Genomic DNA, 23,712 nt, shown 5'->3' with positions numbered 1-23,712 from the left:
TATTTGAATGATGACATTAAAAAAGAGATTTTATATTACGATCATTCTTGCTGTAATTCTGGCTACATTAAGCTTGATATTTAAAGATAGTAATAGTGAACTACATATCTTTTTAAACTTTCTTACTGGTTTAGTGATTTCCTTTATGTTATTATTTTATCTCTTCAAAACAGGTAAATTAAAAACAAATTGGCCTAATTCTACTATAAAAATAATTATATATATAGCTATAATCGGGCTGTTGATTTTCGGAATGAATATGGCCAATAGAATAGATGATGATCAAGAAAGTTTTTGGGTAGTTAATCATAATATATGGCTTACAGATCTATTTGGGATATTACTAGCACTATTGATTTTTTATACCATTTTTTCATGGGCATTTGAACAGTGGGCAAAAATACAGACCCTTAAAAATGATAAAGTCAAAGCAGAATTAGAACTTTTAAAAACTCAAATAAACCCTCATTTTTTCTTTAATACACTTAATAATTTATACTCATTAATTAAAAAAGACCCTGATACCGCACAAGAATATGTGCTTAAACTATCAGATATGATGCGATTTACTATTTATGATGGAAAAGAAGAAGCTGTTCATCTTGAAGAAGAAATTAAATATTTAACCAATTTTATTGAGCTACAAACAGCCAGGTATCATAAAACAATCGATATTGATTTTAAGCATAGTATTATTAATAAGGACTACCCTATCCCTCCGTTATTGTTTATTATCTTGTTAGAGAATTCCTTTAAACATGGGGTAGAAAAACTTGTAAATCAATCTTTTATACACATTGAGCTACTAGAAAACGACAGCCAAATACTATTTACCATCAAAAATAATTATGATCCCGATACACACGTAAAGTCTGGAGGTATTGGTTTAGAAAACTTACAAGATCGCCTTAATTTACTTTACCCAAATGGTAAACATAAATTAACGATTAGCAATCAAAATCAAATATATTTTGTGAAATTAGAATTATACAAATCATGATCACCTACATCATAATAGACGACGAAACCGCTTCACACGATATTATTGAAGATTATAGCAGTAATTTACCCTATTTATCGCTTCAAAAGCATTGTTATAATGCTTTTGAGGCTATAGAGTACCTAAATCAGCATCAGGTAGATTTAGTATTTTTAGATATTAATATGCCTAAGCTTACAGGTTTTGATTTTTTAAAAACATTATCAAATCCTCCTAAGATTATCGTAACTACTGCTTATAAAGAGTTTGCATTAGAAGGTTATGAACTTAATATTGATGATTATTTATTAAAACCATTTAGTTTTCAGCGATTTGTTACAGCAATACAAAAAGTGCAGGGAACGTTGTCATTACATTCGCAAAACGTAAAAAACATAGATGATTCCAGTATCTTTTTAAAAGACAACAAAAAGCATTATCAGGTAAAACTAAAAGATCTTTTATTCTTAGAAGCTTATGGAAATTATGTAAAGGTATATTTAGAACATCAAATGATCATTACGCATCAAACCTTATCTTCTTTTGAAGAGATGCTTTCTAAAAAAGATTTTATAAAGGTGCACAAATCATTTATTATTGCAAAGACTAAAATAGAACTAATTGAAGGCAACCGAATAACAATTAAGGATCATAAAATTCCTGTGGGGAAAATATATAAGCCAAACATTAATAACTTACTTAGCTAAATTTTAATTATTATCCGGTCGCATCATCTCTATCAAAGATTCACAATTATAATTTTCATTACTAGATTGCTTTATTGTATTTTAATCCCATTTTGATCAGGAAATTTCCCTGTTACTAACCAGCCTCCAAAATCTTCAGAAACGGCCAATAGAAGTGTGTTTTCTCCTTTTTTAAGATTTAGATATATTGCATCAAACAATCCTACAGTACCCAAATATCTATAATCTCTAGAACGCCACCTATTTGTTCCTTTATAAATAGGCTTGCCGTTTAAAATAGCTACTACTCTATCGCTGTATCCAAATTCAAAAAGCTTTATTTGATCTTTGTTTGATGTAATTTTAATTTTTGCAAAAACAGTATTTCCGGGAGTTCCGTCAACCAAAACTACTTCTCTCGCAATGTTTGCAGCAGTACCTTCTTCTACCTGGATTGTTTTTCCCCATTTTCTAGATTGAATTACTTCATTTAGCTTCAATGGATTATTTACTAATTTTTCTTCAAACATATCAGACACTTGCCATTCTGAAATTAATCCTTCAATAGGTTTTCTTTTTATAGGCTTAAAATCTACTATTTCATATTTACTTTTATCAATTTTGAAATTCGCATAATGCATGGCCGCGGGACCCCCGCCTCCTATTGCAATCTGTCCTTCTTTGGGATCATGAACCAGATTCCACGATAGGTTTGGAGTTTCAGAATAGTCCAGGTATATCTGTGCTCTACGACCATTCACTACTATTTTTACATGGGTCCAATCATCATAATTATAGTCATATGCAAAAGAATATTTAGGTCCAAAATAAAGTTGCCACGGTGTTATACCATTAATAACAGGAGCAGCTTGATTGGCATCGGGTTTACCCGAAAGATGGGCTCGCAGGTAAAAAGATTCCATATTATTTCTATCAGAAGCTCTAAAACGAACACCAGGGAACCCTTGTCGGTTAGTAAGATATACATCAAACTCAATAGTACCATTCAAGAATTTAGTATCTTTTAAAAATGCTAAGCCACGCTGAATATAAATTGCATCTTTTCCTTTATAATTTTCTAAAACATAAGATTGGGCATTTATTTCCCAATGAATCGTATCTAAAGGAATTATATTTTGAGAATTCCCTTCTTGAATAAAAAAAATACTTACTATAGAGAATATAATATATCTAATCATGAGTTTCGTTTTTTGATTTCATTCAAAGTTCTAATGTATAGTATATAAAGTGTAAACAAGTTGGTGCAAATTGGTTCAATGTTGTTCAAGTCGTAATTTTTGATGACTTTTGTTTGATATTATGAATACGTATCCAGAACATAAATTAGTACAAAAGTGTTTGCTCGAAATCGAGGAGAAACTCGAGTGGGGAAACTCTGATCAATGGCATAATGATGTATTTATCGAACTGAGTGATAGTATTCAGCAAAGCACAGGTATTCTCTTAAGTCCAACAACTCTAAAACGTGTTTGGGGTAAAGTAAATTATAAGAGTGCTCCTAGTATTAGTACATTAAACACACTTTCACAATTTGCTGGATATGCAAATTGGAGAGATTTCAAGAATAAAAAAGATGTCAAAAAACCGTCTTGGGTAGAGAAAAAAATAACTCAGAATCTAGGCGTTATTATGGTTTCTGCCTCGATTATGACTATTGTGTTTATTTCGTTTTATTCTATGATTGGAGCTAAAAAAGAGGAAGTAACCAATATTGATTCCTCAAAAATCACTTTTAGTAGTAGACCAATAACCGAAGGGTTACCAAATTCTGTAGTTTTTGATTTTGATTTAAATACAATTAAGTCCGATAGTATATACATTCAACAATTCTGGGATGTTACAAAAACTATTAAAATAAAACCAGGACAAAAGAAAGCTACTGGTATTTATTATTTTCCAGGGTATTTTGGTGCCAAACTTCTGGTTGATGGGCAAATCATAAAAGAGCATGATTTGTTTATTACATCAAATAGTTGGGTGGGCACGATAGATTATAAACCTATCCCAAAATATGTCTCAAATACAGATATATTTCGAGATACGCTATCTTTTTCAAATACTATCATTAATGAAATTAAGTCTACTACAGAACCTGTAGTCTCTACTTTTCATTTGGTAAAAGATTTTGGAGATGTATCTGGAGATAATATTAAAATCAAGACCTCTGTTCGTAATCTGTATAGAGAAAAATGGGCGGTTTGTCAAAAACTAAGGATAGTTATATTAGGTACGAATGGAGCTTTAATAGTACCCTTCTCTATTCCGGGATGTGTTTCAGATATCAATGTAATGCTTAATGATGTGTACTTAAGAGGTAAAGAACATGACCTTTCTGCTTTTGGGGTTGATTTTTCTGATTTCAGAGCTATCGATATCAATATCAAAGAAAAAAAAGTGGCTGTTTTTATTGATGATAAGGAAATCTACTCGAGACGATACAATAAATCTATAGGGAAATTTGTAGGTATTCGTTACCGATTTTTGGGTGCGGGAGAAGTTCGTCATTTAAACATTATTGAAGGCCCTGATGAAAAAACAATTATAAATCATGATTTCAATGCGAAAAAATAGATATTGCATATCAATGTTTTTTAAAGAACAGGGATTTAACTGTTCCCAATCAGTCTTTTAACTCTTTTATCTCAAAGCCTTCCATTGTATATTTGGTCATAATAAATTTATAAAGTTATGGCACAATCATCTTTTCAAGTAAAAACATATTCATATTACAATTGGTCATCCCGAAGCTTAGGAAAAACCAATCTAATTTTAAAGGGAGTTGGTGGAGAAACCTGTTCGGTTTGGTTTAGAGAAGATCCTAATGCTGTACTCCCCGTAGCAACCGTTTCTGGATCATATTATAGCTTTTATTATCACCATGATCAATTACAACATTTAATAGATATGCTAAGAAATGAAAGTCCAATCTATGTTTATTTCAATAATGATAACGGATTCAATAATTCTAGGATTTCTACTGCTAATGAACCTGTTGGTGAAGGTGAAATGAGTTAAATATCAGATAAAATTAAATACGTTGTAGGATCACCATATCGTAGTAGTTTATCAATAAACTGTTGTAAGTGTAATTGATCAATTAATTTCACTTTCATAGAAATATTGTGTGCCCCTGTAACACGGTGTGCTTCAACAATTTCTGGAAATTTATCTAATTCACTACAAAACACATTCAGGTTTCCACTAAATAATTTGAGCATAATAAGAACTTCAATACCAAAACCTAGTTTTTTATTATCCAATTCAACCCTATACCCTTTTATAATTCCAAGATCCTCTAATTTTTGGATACGCTCTCTAACCGAGGATGGAGAAAGTCCTATTTGTCGACCTATTTCAACGTAAGACGCTCTCGAATTATCTTTAAGTCTATTGATAATTTTATGATCTATATTATCCAACATAAATACAATACTATAATTGAGGATGTATTAATCCTTTAACCAACCCCAGGGAGCATCAGGATTTTCTACCGATTTTGTGATATCCATTACAACTTTAAAAACGCGTGGAGTCCCTAAACGTCTTAAGTTATAGGTAAAAGTTGTATCATCAACCGTAATCCACCAAACATTAGTAGAGGCTGCGGGAATCATTTTTTTGGTTTCCTCATCTGCAGGAAATACTTGTATCCCTTTTTGCCCTAGATTTGTCGTACTACCACCATATTGAGTAATTTTATCCTCAGAGCCATCTTCATGCCTATGATCATGTTTTAAAGTAATACGATCATTTTTATACGTTAATACCCAGGTTCTGGATTTATCATCCCCAACAAAAAAAGGTATTTTTATAACGGTATCACTACAATAACGTACATGCATCACTAATCGTTTGCCACCAAATTGCTCATCTTTTACGGGTAGTTCCAGAGTACCTTCAAATGATTTTCCGCATAAATTCTGTAATGAGTTCCAAAATTGATGAGTTTCATTTACATCCTGAGAGAAAGATGCTGTAAAACAACCTAACAAAAAAATAAGGAAGTGTATTTTTTTCATAAATTCAGTATAATAGAATTTTGAAAGTTATGAATTCTTTTTTTACACTCCCATTATTTTTCGCCATATCATAAATTAATCATTTAAATACCTATGGGTTTCTTAGTATTATCAATAGTATTTGCATCCAAACGGGTACCAAAAGGATCAATTGAGATATATTGTGGAATCTCATCTACAATAAGTTTAATCTGCATTTGATCTGTATTGATCTGATGAGGCTTTAAATATAGTATAGCATCTTGATGATCTATCGTACTTGGGTCTTTTGAAAACATCCCAATTTGAATAGGTTCATCTATTGAAATTGCTATCGCTTCTCCATTTTCTTTGGTTTCAAAACGTTTTGCCGAAATGTCTATAGTAACTTCGTATTTACCGGTGTCGAGTACAGTAACCTTTGCATTTTCAATTTGTAAATCATATGTAATAATACGTTTAAACCAATCATCTATCAAAATATGGTACTTCTCTGGGGTAACCGAATAAAACTCGTTTAATAATTCTGTTGATGTAATTTTAGATTCCTTTTCATCTTTATATTTGATTGCCAATTTTCTAAGAGCTTCGTTCATATTCTGTTCTCCTATCAAATCTCTAAGTGCTAACAGGGACACATAGCTTTTTCCATAAAGCAAATAAGATTGTCCTTCTCCAATGTATAAAGGAGGTTCTGGATCGGTAGCATAAGAACGACCGGTAAAATATCTAGTATTAGCAGATTTACTTAATTGCCAAATTGCTTTTTTACCATAGTATTTTTCCATAATAACTGCTTCGGTATATTTGGTTAACCCTTCTGTGATTAACCCTCCTCCATCTACATTTTTAGGAGTAAGCATATGGCCCCACCATTGGTGTGCAACTTCATGAATAGTTCGTTTGGCTACAAGATCAAAATTGTCTGTATTACGATTATCTGTAAGGTATAATCGATTCTCAACCATTGCAATAGTTCCTGGTTGTGCTTGTCCTCCAAATCGCCAATGTCCCGGTATTTCTGCAATTCGTATATGATCAAACTTATAATCTGTAAAGTGTTTTTGACAATAGTCTAAAGTTTGTTTAGTACTTTCTGAAATAGTATTGATATTATACTCATGTCCAGGATGATAATATTGTTCGATTTCTACTCCCTTATAGTTTTCTTTTTCGATCTTATAGGCTCCCGAATAGTAAGCTAAAAAGGGAATAATATCATGAGACGATTTATAATGGTAAAAGTTTCTGTCGTTTTCTTCCCAGGTTTTTATTAATTCTCCTGTTGCTATAGCGGTCTGATCTTTTTGTGTAGACACAACAGTTTCATATGGTAATTTAACATGTGAAACATCAACAGCACTAAAATGGCTAGCATTGTTTTCATCCTCTATTTGTTTTGGTAACCCACGTTTTTCTCTTTCGAACGAATCTGTGATTTCAAAACTCGTAGTGTACCCCAAAATTGGTTCAAAATTACTATGCTGTATAAATGATCCGTTATTAACCAAAATAGTACTGGTTTCAAACCCTTTTTTTTGATAAGTTAATTCATAGGTATATTTTATTTGTTCTCCCGGAGCCAGAGGTTCTTCGAATTTAAAAATTCGAATATTATAAACACTATCGTGTTTTTCTAATATTGCATTTTCTATAGACATATTAGTAACCGGAACCCTCTCTGAAATAAAGATTTCTCGTAAAATTTTTTCCCCTCTATTTTCGAGAATATAATCGGCCTTAATAGTATAGAAATTCTTATCTGGATATATATCCATTTTGGTTTTCATCGCTACAGGAATAAGCTGTCGGGGGACATCATATTTCTTATATTTTTTTTCATATGTTTCACGAAAATCTAAATTATCGCTTACTGTAACATATTCATTTACCACATTTTTATTATAATAAATAGTTGCTCCTGAGGCCATAAAAAGTATTCCAAAAAAGACAAGTGTAGCAAGTTCCCATTTTTTCCAATGATATCGAAGTTGTTTTAATCTGAAAACAAACTTATGTATTGTACCTCGTTGCCATAATTTAAAAGATAATACTGTAAGTACTAAACCTAATGCAGTCCAATAAACAGCATAATAATGAAAAGGTTTAGTATAATCCCCATAACCTGTCATATTTGTATATTTTGTAGCAGGCAAACTCCCTATTCGAAGTAATGAATGTTCAATTCCTATAAATGAAGCAAGAGAGCTTCCAAAAAAGATAATAATCAATCCCGTAATTGCCATCCCTGCATATTTATTGGGAGATAAACTTTGAATAAATAAGGCTAATAAAATGTAAAAGAGAAAACTCATTCCCAAGTAATAAAACATAGAGAAGTATTGCCAAATTTCAAAAATATAATACCCTTTTGTTATTTGAATTCCAATAGCGATAAGAATACTTATTGTGATTAATATAACTGGTAGTAGAATAAGTGTTATGGCTTTTGATAAAAAAAATACCATATTCGAAGCTGGGGTAGCATCAATTATACCGTCAAATTGCAAGCTACGTTCGCGCCAAACTAATTCGCCACTATAAAATACAATTAGCAATAATCCTAAAAATGGTAACGGATCTTTAATTAACCAAATAAGTAAATCTGTTGTTGGATATAAACTATCATTATATGCCCCACCTTGATTAACTCTTGTATAAATTTCGGTAACAACAATAACAATCCAAATTAGTATAATAGCTATAAAGGGTAAACTCTTAAATACATTGATAAGTTCGATTCTTAATAAAGATTTAAAACTTGCTATATGTGTTCTTACCGTAGTTGTTATAGTAGTAATGGGGTAATATGCTTTTTTTACTATTTCTTTTTCTTCTATAATTGCTACTCTTTTACTTTTTTGTTTTAATTTCTTAAATGAAAAATAGGTGTACGTTATTTTTAAAACTAGTAGTGATATTGAAATCCAGAGCACTCTGTTCCATAGAAAATTACCAGAAAGAGAAAGTAATCGTGTATTTTTTTCAAAAGGAGTCCAGTATTGAGTTTGCTCAAAAAAGGCAGAAAGTCCAAACGGATCTGCCAATGCAGCTATAATCAAATTTTCTGGAGAAGCAGGTGTTGCATTGGCCAACAAGGGAGAGTTGAAAAAGATAGAGCAAATCCAGTATAGTGCATATATTAGAATTGCACTAATATATGTAGCAATATTATTTTTGCTAAATGCACTAACCGAAAAGACAAATGCAGTACAAATAAAAACATTTGGCAAAACGATGAGTAACCATGTCCATAAATAATGAGTCACCTGAAAAGATCCCAGTCGTTCTGGATCCAGGTTAGGCATAAATGTTCCCAAAGCAAAACCGACTAAAGTCATCGAAAAAACAAGTAAACTAAATACAAATACTCCAAGAAATCGACTAAGAAAAAAATGAGGTTTCTTTATTGGTGTGCTATAGATTATGGCTTCCATTCGATATTGCTTATCTCTTAGCATTCCACTAATGGCAAAAAACATAATAGCGAACATACATCCCAGTGATAATATGGCAATATTGTAACTAATCTGGTATCCAGAATTAAAATTTACTTTAGCCAAAGAAGAACCCTGACTTCCCAACATAAATCCAAAAAGAAGGAAAATAATGATGAAACCAATAAATGCCTTTTGTTTGAGTTGGTAGCTGGCTTCAAAACGTAATAAAGAAGATATCATAGCTTAGCTGTTTATAGGTTGATTATTAAATAATGTAGAGAAGTACACGCTTTCCAGATCTGGTTGCATAGTTTCAAATCCGTTTTCGGGAATGGTCTCGGCAAAAACCTGAATCTGTGTTTTCCCCGAAACTAGTCGTGTGGAGATTATATTAAACTGCTCTTTATAAAATTGAAGTTCTTCCTTTGTAATGGTTTTTGTCCAGACATTTCCGGCCAAGGCTTTGGTAAGCTCTATGGGATTGCCTTGTTTTATAATTTTTCCTTCTCCCATAATAGCCATATTTGCACATAAATCGCGAACATCTTCTACAATATGAGTCGATAGAATAACAATCACATTCTCTCCTATCTCGCTTAATAAATTCAAAAATCGGTTACGTTCCTCGGGATCTAATCCTGCAGTAGGCTCGTCTACAATAATGAGTTGTGGGTTACCCAATAACGCTTGAGCTACTCCAAAACGTTGCCGCATACCACCAGAAAATGTATGTACAGCTTTTTTACGATGTTGATATAAGTTTGTTTGTTGTAATAGCGCTTCTACCTGATCTTTACATTCGCTTTTATTAGATATTCCTTTTAAAATAGCAATATGATGAAGTAGATTTTGAGCACTAATCTTAGGATACACTCCAAACTCTTGAGGTAAATACCCTAAATGATTTCTAATTTCCTGAGGGTGGTTAACAATATCTTTGTCATTAAAGGTTATTTTACCCGATGTAGGTTCCTGTAATGAAGCAATTGTTCTCATTAAAGATGATTTTCCTGCTCCATTGGGTCCTAATAAGCCAAACATACCATTGGTAATGGTAAGAGAAACATTATCCAGGGCTTTTACTCCATTAGGATACGTTTTAGATAAATTTTGAATATGTAATCTGTTCATGGTTTGATTAATTAATGATTTCTAATACGAACCTATCCGGAAATGAGATCACTAACCAACTTTTATGACCACTACACTAAAAAAATCGATACAAACACCTATAATAGATACAAAGTAGGATTGATATAAAAAAGAAAGGTGTATATGCAAAAAAAAGTATCGTTCATCAAATTTATTGTCAAGACACTATAACATCTGTATTTTTGTGGATATGATTACATTTCTAAAAAAATATAAAGCTTTTGTAATTGGTTTTTTTGTGGTCTTCTTTACAATACTGTATTTAGAGCATATAGAGTTCATCAAAATTCCAGAAGATAGTCATATAGAGGTCATTGTTATTTTTACATTTTGGTGGCTTGTTGCCTCACTTCCTATTTATAAATTCAGGTATTTCAAAAAAAATAAAATTGTAGTATATAAAATACTTGGACTAATACTTTTACTCATAGTAGCCATTACAGTAGATAGTTATTGGAAAATCCCAGATAACCCTATTGTTATATTTCTAATTACATTGTTCTGGCTAGGTGTTTTTTATGTATTATTTTCTTCATTTTTTAAAAAGTATAAGCTGTTCATTCTAGTAATCTATACCATCGCAATATCCTATTTCTTTTATGTTCGCTTGTTTTCTAAAAACTTAGACACTTATCTAAATGATGAAAAAGATATTGCATTCATTATTCTTACATTACCTATACCTATTCTAATTATGCTTTGGTTATTTGAGCAATGGAAATGGCTAAAGACATTGAAAGCAGAAAAAGGAAAAGCCGAGTTGGCTTTATTAAAAAGCCAGGTAAATCCACATTTCTTTTTTAATACATTAAATAATTTATACGGCTTAACAGTCGAAAAATCAGATAGTGCTCCAGAAGTAGTTCTAAAACTATCTGATATGATGCGATATACTATTTATGAAGGTAAGCAAGATACTGTATTATTAAAAGATGAAATCAAATATTTAGAGAACTATATAGAATTACATAAAATACGGTATCAAAAAAAAGTGGTTATAACATTTGATTATACTTATGATGAAGATGATAAGGTTGCACCTTTGTTATTTATCATTTTGCTAGAAAATGCGTTTAAGCATGGCGTAGAACGATTAACAAAAGATGCTTATATTCATATTAATTTAACAACAGAAAACGATACCATTAAATTTTGTATCGAGAATAATTATGAAGAACCAAAAGAAACCGGTCAACATGGGATTGGATTGGATAATTTAAAAGACAGATTAAAACTTATTTATCCAAAAAAACATAAACTACTTATCAAAAAAGATAAAACTATTTACAAAACAACCCTAGAGATAGACATACAATGATACGATATATTATTATAGACGACGAACCTATTGCACATCGTATTATCGAGGGGTATTGCAATAATCTACCGCATTTAGAAAAAGCAGGTAATTGTTATGATGCTTTCGAGGCTATGCAAATGCTTAATAAAAAACAAGTAGATCTTATGTTTTTGGATGTTAATATGCCAAAATTATCGGGTTTTGAATTCTTAAAAACACTATCTAATCCCCCAAAAATTATTGTTACAACAGCATATAAAGAGTTTGCTATCGAAGGGTATGAACTTGATATCACAGATTATTTATTAAAACCTTTTTCTTTTGAACGGTTTGTAAAAGCTATTAATAAAACGATTAATACTGTTGTAAAAAATAACACAACCACTACGCCGCCATCCTCTATTGCAAAACAAAGCCGTTTCTTTATTAAGGGCGATAAAAAATACCACCAAATAGCTACAGAAACAATTTTGTTTATTGAAGCATATGGAAATTATACCAAACTCTACCTTAATGATGATGATATGATTGTGAGTCATGAAAAAATATCATCTTTAGAAGAACTTTTGTTAAAAGACAATTTTATACGAGTTCATAAATCTTTTATTGTTGCTATAGATAAAATAAAAACTATCGAAGGAAATAGAATCTTAATCAATACGCATAAAATACCTGTAGGTCAAACATATAAGAGTAGAATTTATAAACTCTATAGTTCTAATGGATAGAAATGTATTGTTTTTTTGAAATATGATTAGAGTATAATATGTATTACACTAAAAAACTAATGGTATTTAGTTTTTGCAATTATAAATAAAAGCTGGTGGAATATTTTTAATACAAAGTGTTGTGCTTGTGTCTGTAAAATTATTTTTTAAGAACTCTAAATCTTTTTTAGAATATTGATACTGAATTAGGCTTCCGCTATCTTTAAGTATAAATTTTACATCTTCGATCAATTGTTTTTTAAATGTGCGTTCAATATTAGCTAAAGGCAAACAAGACACTACAAAATCTACTTTATTTTCAGAAAAAATAGTGGCCAAATTAGATACACATGTATTATGTATTGTTAAACGTTCATCATTTATATTCTCTAATATAGGTACAAATGAAAGGTTTATTTCAAAGGAATGTAAATAAGAATTCACCCCTATTTTGCTTAAAATTTGCTTCGTAATAATTCCATCACCAGCACCTAACTCAATTACTACCAAATCTTTATTATTATCCAAAGGTTCAACAAGTTTATTTGCTAATGTTCTAGAACTTCGAAATAAGCTTCCTGTTTGTTTTAGGTTTTTTAAAGCAGTAATTGTGAAAAAGTTTGACATGATTTTTTGATTATGATTGATTTCTAATTGATGATGAATGTGCTTCCAAAGATATAAATTGAACATAAAACTAATTCTCCTAATAAAATAGAAGCAATAAATACAGGGATTTTAATTTTAATTGCACCAGATAGATAACAAATTAAATCTGTAGGTACTACCGGTATAAAAGACCAAAGGATAATATATAAATAACCATTTTTACCCAATAACTTATTCTCTATAACATTAAACTTGGTATTATTTCTTTCAAATACTTTAGAAAAGCCTAATGTATTCGAAAAAAAGTAGATTAATAATGATGATGCAAGAATTCCTATTAAAGAAATAATGAGTACCCAAACTAAATCATTGGGAAATAATAACACACCCGCAAAAATTAAAGGTGTACTGGGTAACAAAATGAAACCTCTTATCACATGTATTAAAAAATAAGCCATCCAAGCGTATTTATGAAACTGCCCTACAAAAGAAGCAATTTTTTCTTTTGTAAACAGGGCTGGATAAATAAAATATATCAACAAACATAAGGCAACAAGACCAATCCAGGTATACTTTATGATGTGTTGAAGTTTTGATGACATTTTGGTCGTTTAAAATATGACGAATATGTTCAAAAATAGTTACACATTAAATCACTTCTGTATAAAAAAATCTTATTCTGTGTTGCTTATACAGGCATATTGTAAAGTTCATAAAAAAAGAAGCCACGCAATGTGGCTTCTTTTTTTATCAAAATAGGTAAGTTCAGGGGTTACTGATTAATTCTTAATCACCTGCTAAGAGCACATAAGAACTCGTTACAGGAGAGATACTGTATTCTTTTACATTTTTTATATTCTTTAAGTGCTTATCTGCTTCTTCAAAAGCAGTTTGTAATGCACTTAGATGTGAATTTTCACTTACAACAATCGTCTTCGATATCGTATTACCATTAACATATTCAATCGTCATTTTCCATTTTTTCAGAGAGTGAACATTTTTGTTCAGCGATGTTTTCTTTTCGACTTCTTTCTTACGTTCTGTTTTCTCTTTTTTATCAGTATCAGGCCCTGTTTTAGAAGGAGCTGCATTTCCTATAGATACGCAAAATAGTACTGTTGCAAATAAAAGTTTCATAGTTCGATGATTTGAATTTGTATGCTACGAATATACAAACATTTTTTTAATAATCAAATATTTCTTTAATAAAAACTTATTTGATTAATCAAATGTTATATGTATATTTGCTTTTATGATTAATAAGAAATTAAAAAGGCTCCTTAAAAAAAGTAAAGGAGCTAAAACGGTATACGGTATATCTAAAGCTTTAGGAGTTAGTCCACAGGCAGGAGATTATGTGGTTAAGCGAAAAGATCTGGTAAAAGATTTTGAGCGGCTAAAGAAAATTGCCGATTATATGGGAGTAGAAATAAGAGATATTATTGACTATAAAGAGAAATAATTTCATTTTTTCTTCTCTTCTATATTGGTAAACCCATACTTAAAATTTAATTAAGTGCTGGATGCAACGTCTGGTTTGGATATAAAAAATGCCAAATAAGCTCTAAAAATAGTAGAGCTTATTTGGCATTTTGTTAGTGATTTTAGTAGTACACTATAAAATCACATATATTATTTCATATACCTATTGCGACTTAATTCTTTTTAGCATTCCTCTTGCATTTTCTCCTACTCCTCCTTTTGGATCCATTTCAATTGCTTTCTCATAATATTCAATTGCTTTTTCTTTGTTTTCTAGCCCCAAATAACTTTCAGCGAGACTATCCCATGCATTTGCAGAATCTGGAAATAACTGAGTATTAGATTCAAAAATAATTAAAGCTGTTTGTGGATTATTGTTTTGTAAATAATAATACCCCATTGCATTAATTTCACTTTCATTTATCATACCAGTATGGGTTAATAAAACAAGTTGTTTGTAAATGTCATTTTTAGACTCTTGGCTTGTTGTCTTATTTTTCTCTATAACTGTAAGAGTTTTTTCTAAGGGTTCAAAAAATGAATCTCTATATGTTACAGCTTGTGCTGATGCTAGTTTTTTTGCTTTTTCTAAAGCTTTACTTGCAGATATTTTTATATCAGGTTGCACCCCAACACCTTCCCAATTGGTCTTAGTAACCGGATTTATTGTTCTTGCAAAAGGGATTGCAATCCTAAACCCATTTGGTAGAGAGAAACCTCTGGTTGGATGTGCTCCCCCTCCCGTAACTTCTCCTATTACAGTGGCTCTACCTCTACTTTGCATAGTGTATGAAAAATCTTCGGCACCAGAAAATGTATAATCACTGGTAAGTATATAAACAGGTACTTTAGGCCTTTTTATCCCTTTCACATCTGCCACCCATAATTCTTCGGTATGATCATTGGCACGAGAATAAATAGTATTTAACAATAACTTCTCATTAAAGAAGTAACTCGATAAATAATTTACCGTAGTTGGGCTTCCGCCACCATTTCTTCTCATATCTATAATTATAGCATCTGCAACAAGCATATCATTCATTACCTGATCTATTTTTGCCAAATGTTCCTCAGAACCACCAAAAAAAGCAAGGTCGATATATCCAATATTAGATTTCATAAGTTTAAATCCCCTTAGCATAGGAGGTCTATATCTAGATAGGTTCTGTATGAAAGAAGCTTTTGTATCTTTTTTTGATTGTTCTGGTGGTCTGGGAGATAAAAACCGTAGATGCTTGTCTTTTGTGATTTTTCGTAATTCCTGGGTAAGTGTTTTGGCAAAATCTTTGGGAGATTGATTATCAAAAAAACCTTTTTCCATCAATGCATCCAAATGAGCATTGATTTCTTTTGCTTTATCTAAGAAGATATAGTTTTTTTCTAATAATTTTTGCGCTTCTTTGATGATTTCATTATTAGATTGAGCAAAAAAAGATGTTGTAATGAAAAGAAATGCGATTACTATTTTACTTTTCTGTAATACTGTTTGTTTCATGAAAGTTGAATTATTAATTATTGGCAAGTGATTTTTACCTAGTGTAAATTAATAAAGAAAAATCCATGAAAAATAGAATGAAATTAACCTCAAGAGCACATTTCTCTATATTCGCCTAAATTCATTGGGTTTGAACCCTGTACAAAGTTTAAAAGTTTTAGAAAAGTGACTTTGGTCAGAAAAACCACAGAGGAATGTAATTTCGGTAAGCGATTTGTTTGTATGTTTTAAAAACAAAATTGCCTTTTCTATTTTAATCCTACGCATATACTCTCCCAACGTACAATTAAAATATTTTGAAAAGTATCTGGAAATTGTAACCGGATGTATCTGTACTTTTTCTGATAACTCTTTTAGGGTAATAAATTCATCCCATCTATCGCATAACAATTCTCGAATAGTATCGACCCATATAGGTTTATAATCGGTCATTTTATTATATCCAGAAAATAATGTAAGTAATGACGAATGAATCGAATCTGAAGAAGATGCATCATCGATCTTTAATTCCTTATATATTTTTAGTAGTTGAAACTGAACTACAGTATCTTTAAGAATCGAAGTCCTAAAATCCGAAGTTGACAGTTCATTTTTCATAAAAAAAGAATCATCGATTTCTATATTTAAATTCTCAGAAGGAAATGCAGTATGCCTATTACGATGCACCTCTAGCTTATCATACAACACAATGCTTCCTGGAAAAATTTGAATATCCTTTCCCTTTCGAGATTCTAAGTTACCGCCTTGCAAAACCAAAGAAAGGTGATATTTTTCATGAGAATGCCAATCTTCTGAAACCGGTTTATGGTATTTTACCATAGAAATATCATAATTTCCAAAAGAAAATTGTTCTGTTGTTTTTCCCAAAAACTCCTTACTTCTTAATGCAATCATATTGTACCACTCTAAAAAAAGAATCTTTCTTTCTAAAAGATCAAAGTTCCTAAATTGTATAAAAACAAAAATAATGCCATTAAAGTAGTTTAAAAAATTACAATTCATATTGGCATTTCTTTAACTGTAGGCATAGTACTTTTTTCCTACATTTAGGAACTTTGATCATTCTATAAATCAATCATTATGAAAACATTAATAACGTTCGTTCTTTTATTGATCCTTTCTTTTTTAGAAAATCCTATCTTTGCTAATTCTTCTTTAAAAGTTGATTTTAAAACCGGTGATCCCGGTATTTCTTCTATCAATTCGATGACCTTTGGACCAGAAGGTATTTTGTTTATTGGTGATAGTAAATCTGCACAAATTGTTGCAATAGACCTAAGTACTCATCCAAAAGTTGATAATAGCGCAGTGAAGATTGATTTTCTTGATAAATTAATTGCCGATATGTTGGGCTCTGCTATCGATCAAATACAAATCACAGATATGGCAGTTAATCCAGAAAATGATAATATTTACCTCTCTGTTCATCATAGTTCGGGTAATGTGGTATTGTTTCGTGTAGAGCATAATACATTAAAAAAAGTTTCTCTAGATAATATATCTCATAGCAAAACTTCATTAATCGATCCTGTAAATAAAGAAGCGAAGGATAAACGAGGTCGAAAACTTCGTAAGTGGGCAGTTGCAGATATCAAATATACTTCTGGTAAAGTATTGCTTTCTGGTTTAAGTAATAAAGAATTTGCTTCTACTTTTAGATCGGTTGATTTTCCTTTTACAGATAAACAAGATTATGGTTCATTAGAGATTTATCATGCTGCGCACGGTCAATATGAAACTCATGCTCCTATAAAAGCATTTATCCCCACCAAAATAAAAGGTAGCTCCCATATCATCGCTGGCTATACCTGTACTCCTCTTGTTATTTTTCCTATGAATAACATTAAACCCGGAGAACATAATAAAGGTAGAACCATTGCAGAATTAGGAAGTGGTAACAGTCCTGTAGATATGGTAGAAATCAAAAATGGTGGACAACGATACTTACTTATAGCCAATAATAACAGACCTCTTATGAAAATGGAATTTACTGACCTTGAGTCCTACAATGGTTCTCTTACTACTCCCGTCGTTAAAAAAGGAGCTGCAGAAGGAGTAAGTTATGTAAACCTGCCTTATGTTAATGTACAACAGTTAGACAAATTTGGAGGCACTGGTTTTCTTATCGTTCAAAGAGAATCTAGTGGAAACCTTACTCTAAAAAAAGGAAATAGCTGGTGGCTCGAGAAATAATAGCACTGCTATGGTTTATATTATCTGTTAGTAAAGTGAAAAACTCGATACTTTTCGTTTTAATAATATTCTTTACTGTTCTGGAGATCTATTCTCAAACATCTCCAGAATTTACTTTTAATAAAGAATATATTACTGTAAAAAAAGATGTAAAAACATCGGGAAATTTACATATCTATAGAGGTGAGGTTCCTAAAGACGAGCTTTCTAATGTAAATCCGGTGTTGGGTAAACTCATCGAGGAAAAAACATTGCTACATTTTACTCCGTTAATACCCTTTGGATGGAATCAAAAATATACATTAGTATATGGTGATACGGTAGAATATTTCACACTTGATATTCCTGAAGAATACAAATATCTTTCTGTAACGTCGATTTACCCTTCAGCAAAAACTCTTCCTTCCAACCTTTTAAAATGGTATATTCAATTCTCTCATCCTATCAACGAAACTCATATTTATGATCATATTCGATTCATAAATACTACAGGAGATACATTACCCAGAGCTGCTTTATCGTTAGAGAATGCGCTCATTAGTGATCAGGGAAAACTACTAACCATTTGGATAGAACCTGGGCGTCAAAAACGAGATTTAATCCCCAATAGGCAATTAGGTCCGGTTTTTAAAAATGAAAACGCATATAAACTCGTAGTTTTAAAAAAGTTGAAGGACAAAAATGGAATATCTATGCAGGACAATTTTACACACTCATTTCAAATTACTAATGACGATCGTGTAAAACCCGATGTTAACTCATGGAAAATACAGTCCCCAAAAGTAAATTCTAAATCACATGTATTAATTTCATGTCATGAGTCTTTAGATTATGGTAGTACGCAAAACAGTATTATCGTTGTAAATGCAAAAGGGGGAAAAATTGATGGAAATTGGCAACTTATTAATCATGAATCAACCTTGTCTTTTACACCATTATATCCTTGGGAAAAAGGAAGTTATAATATTTTATTCGACAATCATATTGAAGATTTAGCAGGAAACAATTTAGACAGGTTATTCGACAGTGAAATTACCGATACTATATCTCACCGTTTGCCTAAAACGCATAAAATAAAGTTTAGTATTAAATAATTATTCTACATCCCATCTATTTTGTCTAAAACCAATTTTCGATAGGATTTACCAATAGGTAAAGTAGTAGCATTATTAAGTATTAACTGGTTCCCTTCTATTAGTTTTAATTCATTAAAATTAATAACATACGATTTATGAATTCTTATAAAGTCTTCTTTAGGAAGTTTATCAAAAAAATCTGATAACGTATTGGGTGTTAAAATCATAGTGTCGGTAAAAACTTTAATATAGTTACCATAAGCTTCTATGTATTGAATATCTTTAAAAAGTACCTTAATTAATTTCTTATCGCTTTTTACAAAAACCGAAGTTGTTATCTCTTCTTTTTCTGAAAGGTGTATTCCTACAGTATCTGTTATATTTTTTTTCTGAATTTTTGTAACCGCCTGGATAAAACGTTCTAATGAAAAAGGTTTTAATAAATAATCAGTTACCGACAATTCAAATCCTTCAATAGCGTACTCTGGATACGCAGTTGTAATAATCACATCTGGTCGTTTCTGCATTGTTTTTAACAAACTTAAACCTGATAATTTTGGCATATTAATATCTAAAAAAAGAATATCGGCAGATTGATTTTGAAGAATTTTCATAACCTCAAAAGCATCTTTGCAAGATGCTAATACTTCTAAATTAGGGATTTGCTCAATATAATTTTCTAATATCTGACGAGCAATAGGCTCATCATCGGCAATAATGCATTTTAAAATCTCCATTTATAGTTTTAAGGTTAATTGAACTTCGAACTCTTCTTCTTTTTTATTAATATTCAAGGTATGTCTGTCTGGATATATCAGCGTCAATCGTTTTTTTGCATTTTGCAAACCAATACCACTTTTCCCTTTTTCAAGATCAGATTCATTATGACTTTTATAATCAGCTGTATTTACACAACTAAACCATAATTCGTCTTCGATTATCTGAGTAGTAATTACTACTCTACTCTCTCCTTTTTTAGATACTCCCAAATGTTTAAAAGCATTTTCTACAAACACAATCAGAAGCATTGGAGCGATATTTAAAGTACTCATTTCACCAGAAGTACTTAACACTATCTCTGTTTTATCTTCTAAGCGTATACGTTCTAAAGACACATAATTTTGTAAATATTGAATTTCCTTTTGCAAAGGCACTAATTGTTCTTTAGTATCATATAAGCTATATCGTAGTAAATCTGAAAGCTTTAACATTAAATCTGGTAATTTATCAGAATTCACAACAGATAAACCGTATAAATTGTTTAATGTATTAAACAGAAAGTGTGGATTTAATTGTGCTTTTAACAATTTTAGTTCGGCATCCTTTATTTCTTGCCTACGAGTAAAACTATCTTTTGCAATCTTTATCGCAGAGCTAAATAATAAGGCCAAAATCATTACAGAAAAAAGATTGTACAACATCGACCATTCGAATTTCTGAAACTGTTTACTCATAAAAAAGACAGCAATACTACTAAACAAAAAAGCATTTAGACAAAAAAGTCCAATTCCCAAAAGTTTATTTTTCCTGTTAAATAGTGGTAGTATTTTCAGGTTGTTTATATACACAGGGACAATAAGATATAGTGTTGCCCATACAGCAGTAAGAAGTCTGTTTTCTGACTGAATAGACATCGTGAGAATTAATGTAGTAAAAAGCCATACTACAAGATTCTGTACAAAACGATTATCTATCCATCGATCTAATTTGGACATATTTTTTCTTTAAATGTCCTCAAAAATACTAGAAAATGCTTCTAAAACACAGATATTAATGATCAAAGGAGTTCTTTTGATTGTAAACATCTTCAATATGCTGATGAAGGGAACAAACTCACCTTTTGTACTATTGATCATTAAATCCTGTACATTGATCATTCTTTCTTTTTAATCTATTGACTTACCCTCACTTTTGAAGTGTTAATTCAAAAATCAATCAACATGGAATCAATTGTAAACTTATGCCTTCTTATTGTACTATTTATTATTAGCATGATAAAAACTTTTGTTGCAATCTAAAAAGGTGAATCATAAAAAATATATCAAAACCACTAAAACGATAATAAAATGAAACTAGATATACAAAACGTATCCAAAAAATACAACAGCAATAAATATGGTCTAAAAGAATATACCTTAAATATCGAGAATGGTATTTTGGGATTACTTGGTCCTAATGGTGCAGGAAAATCTACACTATTAAAAATGATCGCTACGATTAGTAAGCCATCAAATGGAAGTATTTTACTCAACAAGAACAATGTTGTAAAAGATCCAAATTATATGCGAAAACAACTAGGGTATCTACCTCAAGATTTTGGTGTATATCCCAACTTGAATGCTTATGAATTCTTAGAATATATGGCCGCACTAAAAGGTATCGGAGGAACACAATTAAAACAAAGAATCGCATTTCTTCTAGAAGGATTAAACTTAACCGAAGTAGCCCAAAAACCTATAGGTAATTATTCTGGCGGAATGAAACAACGTATCGGAATTGCCCAGGCATTACTTAATCATCCAAAAATATTATTATTTGATGAACCAACTGTTGGTTTGGATCCGGAAGAACGTGTACGTTTTCGCAATCTAATTTCAGAATTAGCCAATGATTGTATTGTTATTTTGTCTTCACATATTGTTTCTGATATTGATACCATAGCGGATCAGGTAGCTATAATGAAAGAAGGCCAGCTATTATGCCAGGGAAATCAAAAAACTATTATCGATACAGTAAAAAACAAAGTATTTGAAATAACAATGAACAAAGAGGAAGTATCCGACTTCAAAAATCATCATAGTATATTAAATACTATTCGTAAAAAAGAGGCCGTTATCGTACGATACATCTCTGACACCTTAATAGAATCAGCAACACCATGTGAAGCAACCTTAGAGGATGCTTATCTGTATACTACTAAAAAATAACATAATCGACTTATGAAAAATTTTATAACGATAATAAAATCAGATTATTTACAACGTACTCGTAGCTATGCTTTTTTAATTACACTATGCATTAGTCTTGCTGTAGCGTATTCATTTATCCCAGCTCCGGGTGCGAGTTACTCCACTATTCGAATCGGAGATTACCTAGGTTTTTATAACTCCTCCTGGATAGGTTATGTAACAGCTCTTATGACTAGTATTTTTCTTTCTTTAGTTGGTTTTTACCTGGTTAACGGTACAATTAAAAATGATATCAATAGTAAAGTAGGTCAGATCATAGCTACTACAAGGGTTTCAAATTTTGGATACCTACTATCTAAAACAATTAGTAACTTTTTAGTCTTATGTACTATAGCATTTATTATATTTATAATGAGCATTGTACTATTCTTTTTATACAATGATGGGTTTTCTTTTGAAATACTTCAATTCATCACTCCATACAGTATCATTGTCATTCCATCGTTGTTTTTCATTTCGGTACTGGCCGTACTATTTGAAGTTTTTTTGATTCAAAAATCTATACTTCAGAATATTCTTTTTTTCTTTCTTTTTTCAATAATGGCTTTGCATAAGCCTGGTGATACTTCAAAGAATTTTTATTTGGATGCATTTGGCACTAAGATAATCACATCTCAAATGGAAGAAACAGTAAGAAATACTACAACTCATGAAGATTTAGGTGGATTAAACATTGGATTCGTATTAGGAAATGTATCTGAAGCTAATCATTTTCTTTTTGATGGAGTAGATTTTCCCATAGGTTATATTTTAAGTCGTATGGGATGGATCATTTTCGGAATTCTTTTACTTGGCCTTGCCTCTCTGTTTTTTCATAGATTTAAAGTTAAAGAACGTTTTCAATTAAAAAATAAAAAAACACTCTTACAAACCAAAATTGATAATGATATTGATATTTCCAATCTTCCAAAAGTTTCTCTCTCATTTAAAATATTGCCTCTTATAAAAACTGAGTTTGTATTACTCATACGAAGTGGGCATAAATGGTTATGGATATTAAATATTGCAGGTATGTTGGCGTTATGTTTTGCTCCTCTATCTATTGCCCATCAAATGATATTGCCCATACTATGGTTCTTACAAGTAAGCAGATGGTCTTCATTAGTAACCAAAGAGCGAATGTTTAGTACACACTTCTTTACTTTTGCTTCATATCAACCGCTTAAAAGACTCTTGTTGTCTCAAATACTATCTGGGATACTATTGGCTCTTTTACTTGCTTTACCATTATTATTAAGGTATATGATACAGCTTGATTTTATGTATGTTACTTCTATTATACTAGGTGGGGTTTTTATTGTTTCGCTTGCTGTTCTAACTGGGATTTTGACCAAAGGAAAGAAATTATTTGAAATCTTATTCTTTATGATCACCTATGCCAATATTAATGCAGTACCATTTACAGACTATTTTGGTGGCTTACATCGCCAATATAGCTATCTCGCTGGCATTGCTATTCTGGTAGCGATATTGCTAACCATTAGCTATAGTATTAGAAATATTGAATTGAAAAGAATATAAATACAATCAATACTTCAATCAAAAAACCAAACAGGTTGAATCAAAAAAGCTTCCGGAAATAAATTTTCCGGAAGCTTTTATTAT

The 23,712-nt window shown here is 30.9% G+C and carries 23 protein-coding genes; 11 read left to right on the top strand and 12 right to left on the bottom strand.

Going from position 1 to position 23,712, the window contains the following annotated elements:
• Positions 1-7 precede the first annotated feature (7 nt).
• Entirely contained in the window at positions 8-1,000 is a 993-nt protein-coding gene (locus tag DK441_RS24300; RefSeq protein ID WP_109853143.1) for a sensor histidine kinase, read from the top strand.
• A complete protein-coding gene (locus DK441_RS24295; RefSeq protein ID WP_109853142.1) occupies positions 997-1,686 on the top strand; it encodes a LytTR family DNA-binding domain-containing protein in 690 nt (229 codons plus the stop codon). Before DK441_RS24300 ends, DK441_RS24295 begins: the two co-directional genes overlap by 4 nt.
• A gap of 71 nt (positions 1,687-1,757) precedes the next feature.
• On the opposite strand, the gene DK441_RS24290 is transcribed toward DK441_RS24295, so the two are convergent.
• The gene (locus tag DK441_RS24290) at positions 1,758-2,864 is read right to left on the bottom strand and encodes a hypothetical protein (protein WP_109853141.1); all 1,107 of its coding nucleotides are present in this window, start codon (positions 2,862-2,864) and stop codon (positions 1,758-1,760) included.
• Positions 2,865-2,985: 121 nt separating this feature from the next.
• Between DK441_RS24290 and DK441_RS24285 the strand changes: the two genes are divergently transcribed.
• On the top strand, positions 2,986-4,257 hold the full coding sequence (locus tag DK441_RS24285; protein ID WP_109853140.1) for a hypothetical protein: 1,272 nt from the start codon (positions 2,986-2,988) through the stop codon (positions 4,255-4,257).
• A 117-nt stretch (positions 4,258-4,374) separates the two neighbouring features.
• Positions 4,375-4,701 (top strand): hypothetical protein, encoded by a 327-nt coding sequence (locus tag DK441_RS24280; protein ID WP_109853139.1) that lies wholly within the window; start codon positions 4,375-4,377, stop codon positions 4,699-4,701.
• Here the strand turns inward: DK441_RS24280 and DK441_RS24275 are convergent.
• The 4 genes from DK441_RS24275 to DK441_RS24260 all read right to left on the bottom strand — a co-directional run bounded on the left by DK441_RS24275 (position 4,698) and on the right by DK441_RS24260 (position 10,255).
• Complete coding sequence (locus tag DK441_RS24275) at positions 4,698-5,108, bottom strand: Lrp/AsnC family transcriptional regulator (RefSeq protein ID WP_109853138.1); 411 nt, start codon at positions 5,106-5,108, stop codon at positions 4,698-4,700. The two genes, DK441_RS24280 and DK441_RS24275, sit on opposite strands and share 4 nt — an antisense overlap.
• Positions 5,109-5,135: 27 nt before the next feature.
• Complete coding sequence (locus DK441_RS24270; RefSeq protein ID WP_109853137.1) at positions 5,136-5,705, bottom strand: hypothetical protein; 570 nt, start codon at positions 5,703-5,705, stop codon at positions 5,136-5,138.
• 83 nt (positions 5,706-5,788) lie between these two features.
• Positions 5,789-9,364 carry a M1 family aminopeptidase gene (locus tag DK441_RS24265; protein ID WP_109853136.1) on the bottom strand — a complete coding sequence of 1,192 codons (3,576 nt, stop codon included), beginning with the start codon at positions 9,362-9,364 and terminating at the stop codon, positions 5,789-5,791.
• A 3-nt stretch (positions 9,365-9,367) separates the two neighbouring features.
• Positions 9,368-10,255 carry an ABC transporter ATP-binding protein gene (locus tag DK441_RS24260; RefSeq protein ID WP_109853135.1) on the bottom strand — a complete coding sequence of 296 codons (888 nt, stop codon included), beginning with the start codon at positions 10,253-10,255 and terminating at the stop codon, positions 9,368-9,370.
• A gap of 211 nt (positions 10,256-10,466) precedes the next feature.
• On the opposite strand from DK441_RS24260, the gene DK441_RS24255 reads away from it, so the two are divergent.
• Entirely contained in the window at positions 10,467-11,594 is a 1,128-nt protein-coding gene (locus DK441_RS24255) for a sensor histidine kinase (RefSeq protein ID WP_109853134.1), read from the top strand.
• Positions 11,591-12,304, top strand: coding sequence for a LytTR family DNA-binding domain-containing protein (locus DK441_RS24250; protein ID WP_109853133.1), 714 nt, complete (start codon positions 11,591-11,593; stop codon positions 12,302-12,304). The genes DK441_RS24255 and DK441_RS24250 overlap by 4 nt, the downstream gene beginning before the upstream one ends.
• Positions 12,305-12,370: 66 nt before the next feature.
• On the opposite strand, the gene DK441_RS24245 is transcribed toward DK441_RS24250, so the two are convergent.
• From DK441_RS24245 to DK441_RS24235, 3 genes are all read right to left on the bottom strand, one after another.
• The gene (locus tag DK441_RS24245) at positions 12,371-12,910 is read right to left on the bottom strand and encodes a class I SAM-dependent methyltransferase (protein ID WP_074406263.1); all 540 of its coding nucleotides are present in this window, start codon (positions 12,908-12,910) and stop codon (positions 12,371-12,373) included.
• A gap of 23 nt (positions 12,911-12,933) precedes the next feature.
• Positions 12,934-13,494 carry a TVP38/TMEM64 family protein gene (locus DK441_RS24240; RefSeq protein ID WP_109853131.1) on the bottom strand — a complete coding sequence of 187 codons (561 nt, stop codon included), beginning with the start codon at positions 13,492-13,494 and terminating at the stop codon, positions 12,934-12,936.
• 184 nt (positions 13,495-13,678) lie between these two features.
• Positions 13,679-14,029 carry a hypothetical protein gene (locus DK441_RS24235; RefSeq protein ID WP_109853130.1) on the bottom strand — a complete coding sequence of 117 codons (351 nt, stop codon included), beginning with the start codon at positions 14,027-14,029 and terminating at the stop codon, positions 13,679-13,681.
• A gap of 115 nt (positions 14,030-14,144) precedes the next feature.
• Between DK441_RS24235 and DK441_RS24230 the strand changes: the two genes are divergently transcribed.
• Positions 14,145-14,354, top strand: coding sequence for a hypothetical protein (locus DK441_RS24230; protein ID WP_074406266.1), 210 nt, complete (start codon positions 14,145-14,147; stop codon positions 14,352-14,354).
• Between the two features lie 183 nt (positions 14,355-14,537).
• Here the strand turns inward: DK441_RS24230 and DK441_RS24225 are convergent, their stop codons facing one another.
• Positions 14,538-15,869 carry a S41 family peptidase gene (locus DK441_RS24225; protein ID WP_109853129.1) on the bottom strand — a complete coding sequence of 444 codons (1,332 nt, stop codon included), beginning with the start codon at positions 15,867-15,869 and terminating at the stop codon, positions 14,538-14,540.
• A 105-nt stretch (positions 15,870-15,974) separates the two neighbouring features.
• Positions 15,975-16,871, bottom strand: a complete 897-nt coding sequence (locus tag DK441_RS24220; protein WP_109853128.1) for an AraC family transcriptional regulator — start codon at positions 16,869-16,871, stop codon at positions 15,975-15,977.
• 78 nt (positions 16,872-16,949) lie between these two features.
• Here DK441_RS24220 and DK441_RS24215 point away from each other — a divergent pair, with 78 nt between their 5' ends.
• Both DK441_RS24215 and DK441_RS24210 read left to right on the top strand, forming a co-directional pair.
• On the top strand, positions 16,950-18,062 hold the full coding sequence (locus DK441_RS24215; RefSeq protein ID WP_109853127.1) for a hypothetical protein: 1,113 nt from the start codon (positions 16,950-16,952) through the stop codon (positions 18,060-18,062).
• Positions 18,047-19,156 (top strand): Ig-like domain-containing protein, encoded by a 1,110-nt coding sequence (locus tag DK441_RS24210; protein WP_109853126.1) that lies wholly within the window; start codon positions 18,047-18,049, stop codon positions 19,154-19,156. Before DK441_RS24215 ends, DK441_RS24210 begins: the two co-directional genes overlap by 16 nt.
• Before the next feature lie 5 nt (positions 19,157-19,161).
• On the opposite strand, the gene DK441_RS24205 is transcribed toward DK441_RS24210, so the two are convergent.
• Both DK441_RS24205 and DK441_RS24200 read right to left on the bottom strand, forming a co-directional pair.
• Positions 19,162-19,875, bottom strand: a complete 714-nt coding sequence (locus DK441_RS24205; RefSeq protein ID WP_109853125.1) for a LytTR family DNA-binding domain-containing protein — start codon at positions 19,873-19,875, stop codon at positions 19,162-19,164.
• Positions 19,876-20,853, bottom strand: a complete 978-nt coding sequence (locus tag DK441_RS24200; RefSeq protein ID WP_109853124.1) for a sensor histidine kinase — start codon at positions 20,851-20,853, stop codon at positions 19,876-19,878. It abuts the gene before it with no gap.
• A gap of 351 nt (positions 20,854-21,204) precedes the next feature.
• Between DK441_RS24200 and DK441_RS24195 the strand changes: the two genes are divergently transcribed.
• Positions 21,205-22,065: an ABC transporter ATP-binding protein gene (locus tag DK441_RS24195; protein WP_109853123.1), complete on the top strand. Its 861-nt coding sequence runs from the start codon at positions 21,205-21,207 to the stop codon at positions 22,063-22,065.
• 12 nt (positions 22,066-22,077) lie between these two features.
• Positions 22,078-23,628, top strand: coding sequence for a hypothetical protein (locus DK441_RS24190; RefSeq protein ID WP_109853122.1), 1,551 nt, complete (start codon positions 22,078-22,080; stop codon positions 23,626-23,628).
• The last annotated feature ends 84 nt before the right edge of the window (positions 23,629-23,712 follow it).

This window comes from Aquimarina sp. AU58 (genome assembly GCF_900312745.1).
Classification (GTDB): domain Bacteria; phylum Bacteroidota; class Bacteroidia; order Flavobacteriales; family Flavobacteriaceae; genus Aquimarina; species Aquimarina spinulae.
The sequence above is the reverse complement of the archived record's forward strand: the minus strand, read 5'-3'. Positions and strand labels throughout refer to the sequence as shown.

Coding starts and splice junctions, on each gene's coding strand:
- DK441_RS24220 (WP_109853128.1), bottom strand. CDS start 16,871: ATGAATTGTAATTTTTTAAACTACTTTAATGGCATTATTTTTGTTTTT.
- DK441_RS24255 (WP_109853134.1), top strand. CDS start 10,467: ATGATTACATTTCTAAAAAAATATAAAGCTTTTGTAATTGGTTTTTTT.
- DK441_RS24235 (WP_109853130.1), bottom strand. CDS start 14,029: ATGAAACTTTTATTTGCAACAGTACTATTTTGCGTATCTATAGGAAAT.
- DK441_RS24290 (WP_109853141.1), bottom strand. CDS start 2,864: ATGATTAGATATATTATATTCTCTATAGTAAGTATTTTTTTTATTCAA.
- DK441_RS24200 (WP_109853124.1), bottom strand. CDS start 20,853: ATGTCCAAATTAGATCGATGGATAGATAATCGTTTTGTACAGAATCTT.
- DK441_RS24265 (WP_109853136.1), bottom strand. CDS start 9,364: ATGATATCTTCTTTATTACGTTTTGAAGCCAGCTACCAACTCAAACAA.
- DK441_RS24280 (WP_109853139.1), top strand. CDS start 4,375: ATGGCACAATCATCTTTTCAAGTAAAAACATATTCATATTACAATTGG.
- DK441_RS24195 (WP_109853123.1), top strand. CDS start 21,205: ATGAAACTAGATATACAAAACGTATCCAAAAAATACAACAGCAATAAA.
- DK441_RS24260 (WP_109853135.1), bottom strand. CDS start 10,255: ATGAACAGATTACATATTCAAAATTTATCTAAAACGTATCCTAATGGA.
- DK441_RS24190 (WP_109853122.1), top strand. CDS start 22,078: ATGAAAAATTTTATAACGATAATAAAATCAGATTATTTACAACGTACT.
- DK441_RS24250 (WP_109853133.1), top strand. CDS start 11,591: ATGATACGATATATTATTATAGACGACGAACCTATTGCACATCGTATT.
- DK441_RS24295 (WP_109853142.1), top strand. CDS start 997: ATGATCACCTACATCATAATAGACGACGAAACCGCTTCACACGATATT.
- DK441_RS24215 (WP_109853127.1), top strand. CDS start 16,950: ATGAAAACATTAATAACGTTCGTTCTTTTATTGATCCTTTCTTTTTTA.
- DK441_RS24225 (WP_109853129.1), bottom strand. CDS start 15,869: ATGAAACAAACAGTATTACAGAAAAGTAAAATAGTAATCGCATTTCTT.
- DK441_RS24205 (WP_109853125.1), bottom strand. CDS start 19,875: ATGGAGATTTTAAAATGCATTATTGCCGATGATGAGCCTATTGCTCGT.
- DK441_RS24275 (WP_109853138.1), bottom strand. CDS start 5,108: ATGTTGGATAATATAGATCATAAAATTATCAATAGACTTAAAGATAAT.
- DK441_RS24230 (WP_074406266.1), top strand. CDS start 14,145: ATGATTAATAAGAAATTAAAAAGGCTCCTTAAAAAAAGTAAAGGAGCT.
- DK441_RS24300 (WP_109853143.1), top strand. CDS start 8: ATGATGACATTAAAAAAGAGATTTTATATTACGATCATTCTTGCTGTA.
- DK441_RS24270 (WP_109853137.1), bottom strand. CDS start 5,705: ATGAAAAAAATACACTTCCTTATTTTTTTGTTAGGTTGTTTTACAGCA.
- DK441_RS24285 (WP_109853140.1), top strand. CDS start 2,986: ATGAATACGTATCCAGAACATAAATTAGTACAAAAGTGTTTGCTCGAA.
- DK441_RS24245 (WP_074406263.1), bottom strand. CDS start 12,910: ATGTCAAACTTTTTCACAATTACTGCTTTAAAAAACCTAAAACAAACA.
- DK441_RS24240 (WP_109853131.1), bottom strand. CDS start 13,494: ATGTCATCAAAACTTCAACACATCATAAAGTATACCTGGATTGGTCTT.